Origin of the sequence: Moorena sp. SIO4A1 (genome assembly GCF_010672065.1) — a bacterium.
Taxonomy (GTDB): domain Bacteria; phylum Cyanobacteriota; class Cyanobacteriia; order Cyanobacteriales; family Coleofasciculaceae; genus Moorena.
Genome location: NZ_JAAHHX010000504.1, coordinates 1 through 1,757 on the forward strand (window position 1 = coordinate 1; position 1,757 = coordinate 1,757).

The 1,757-nt window shown below is 42.1% G+C and carries 4 protein-coding genes and 1 pseudogene; 1 reads left to right on the forward strand and 4 read right to left on the reverse strand.

The window, feature by feature from the left end; all coding sequences use genetic code 11:
* Nucleotides 1-286: Hpt domain-containing protein (locus F6K53_RS39940; RefSeq protein WP_293085584.1), on the forward strand; the 286-nt coding region annotated here is incomplete at its 5' end.
* A gap of 224 nt (nt 287-510) precedes the next feature.
* On the opposite strand, the gene F6K53_RS39945 is transcribed toward F6K53_RS39940, so the two are convergent.
* The 4 genes and pseudogenes from F6K53_RS39945 to F6K53_RS39960 form a co-directional block, all read right to left on the reverse strand.
* Entirely contained in the window at nt 511-717 is a 207-nt protein-coding gene (locus F6K53_RS39945) for a hypothetical protein (RefSeq protein WP_293085587.1), read from the reverse strand.
* Nucleotides 714-959, reverse strand: a complete 246-nt coding sequence (locus F6K53_RS39950; protein ID WP_293085590.1) for a UPF0175 family protein — start codon at nt 957-959, stop codon at nt 714-716. The genes F6K53_RS39945 and F6K53_RS39950 overlap by 4 nt, the downstream gene beginning before the upstream one ends.
* Before the next feature lie 219 nt (nt 960-1,178).
* On the reverse strand, nt 1,179-1,376 hold the full coding sequence (locus F6K53_RS39955) for a hypothetical protein (RefSeq protein ID WP_293085593.1): 198 nt from the start codon (nt 1,374-1,376) through the stop codon (nt 1,179-1,181).
* A 5-nt stretch (nt 1,377-1,381) separates the two neighbouring features.
* Nucleotides 1,382-1,522 (reverse strand): annotated as a pseudogene (locus F6K53_RS39960) (DNA-binding protein); the annotation flags it as partial.
* Nucleotides 1,523-1,757: the final 235 nt, after the last annotated feature.

A 1,757-nucleotide genomic window follows, 5' to 3' on the forward strand; every position in this document is an offset into this window, starting at 1 on the left:
GAGGTTAGTAAAAAACATGGCTCAAGCAATTATTGAAGAAGATCCAAAAGCCATGGAAATTGCGGCTCACACATTAAAGTCTAGTAGCGCTACCCTAGGGGGGATAAATCTCTCCAAACTGTGTCAGGACTTGGAAAGTCTGGGGAGGTCGAAAACCATCACTGGAGCAGCGGAAATTTTTGCGCTGCTTAAGTCTGAATACCAACAAGTCAGAGCAGGACTGACCGAGAGTGCTAAGAAAATTGAACAACAATGCTTGAGCCCAGTCCTCACCCATAATGTGTGATTTTTCGCTCACGGGGTGACAACAAAGCTCAAACCTATATAGGTGGCACGGTTAATGGTTTTAGGTATTGGGTAAAATGAGCGCATCGGTGTCATTTGTATTTCCCAGCAATTGAAGCAATTTTCACGCATACTTCGTCAATGATAGTTTTAATCAATCCATCCCGCCAGGGCAATTTTACCTAACACCTAACCCCATTAACCTAACCCCTGTAAGATTTTCAATTAGCTTGTCACCCCCTGAGCTGAACGAGTTTGAATCCATTCAAAAGTCTGCACTTCAGTCCCACCTGCAACTGGGAAGTCAGGATCGGTTAACTCTCGATAAACAGCCTCTGGGATAATGACTGTCTGGTAAAGTTGTTGGAGTAAGTGGAGTTCGTTAATAGCTGCCAGGTTATTAATTGGTGATGTATCACTGACAATAATCACAACCTGCCCATCTCCCGCAGATTCTTAATATCTTGTTCCAAATCTTCTACACCATAATGAACTGGGATTTGACGGCTTGCTAGTAGATGTTGAAAAGCAATACGATTCATCCCAGCAAATCGACTGGCTTGAGCAAGGGTAAGTTTTTCTTTCTCAAACAGCAAAACGGCAATTTCTTGCTTCATTTCAGCTTCAGTCATTCGAGTCGCGGTTAGAAGTTCATCAGAGATAATAATACTCATAGCTACAATTTTATTGATTATCTTTATGGTAAGGATTTTTAGATCTTGTAGATTGGGTTGACCCAAGGAAACCCAAGGACTCAAGACTATACTAATTTTTTATTGGTCGCTCTGTTGAGGCAAAGCGCGAGTGGAACAGACCGCCTGTTCCTCAACATGCGATCGCGTAGCGTGACCTAAGGCCAATTGCGTAGCGGGACACGGTAGGGTCAATTGCACTCAAACAGTCCGCTGCACGGCATTGTTGTTCTGCTCGTGCCAACGAGGTTGTCTCAAGGGGCTTGAAATTATTTGCCTGCCACTTTCAGTTTCTCTGCGTCGCACATCATCACAAATTGCTTGTAAGTCGTAGTTGAAAGACTTGGCATGTTCTTCTCGAATTTTGTTGATTTCTTCGAGAATTTCATCCTTCCACATCTTTATTATCCCATTAGTTCATAAGGTGTACAAATGGTCGGCAGTTCGTATCCAGCATCAAAGCTAATTTGCGCTAATTTTTTCTGAATTTGGGCATTTGCAATATGTTTACAATTCCACGTTAGCAGATAGTCCAAGCCATAAACTTGATAAGATATCCGATACCTTGCTCCAAAATTACGCATCAACCGGGTGTTAGCTACTGTTGCGATTTTAGTGCATTGAAATAACAGTATGAATACCTTCAACAACCTGTTCAATGAAATCAACAGCATCATTAACAAGTTTCTCATTGATCGGCCATCTATTACCTAGCCCTAGTGTTGGATACATGTCAGCTTCATGAGCAATTTTATTTCTACGATCGACGATAATGCTCAA

Coding starts and splice junctions, on each gene's coding strand:
- F6K53_RS39950 (WP_293085590.1), bottom strand. CDS start 959: ATGAGTATTATTATCTCTGATGAACTTCTAACCGCGACTCGAATGACT.
- F6K53_RS39955 (WP_293085593.1), bottom strand. CDS start 1,376: ATGTGGAAGGATGAAATTCTCGAAGAAATCAACAAAATTCGAGAAGAA.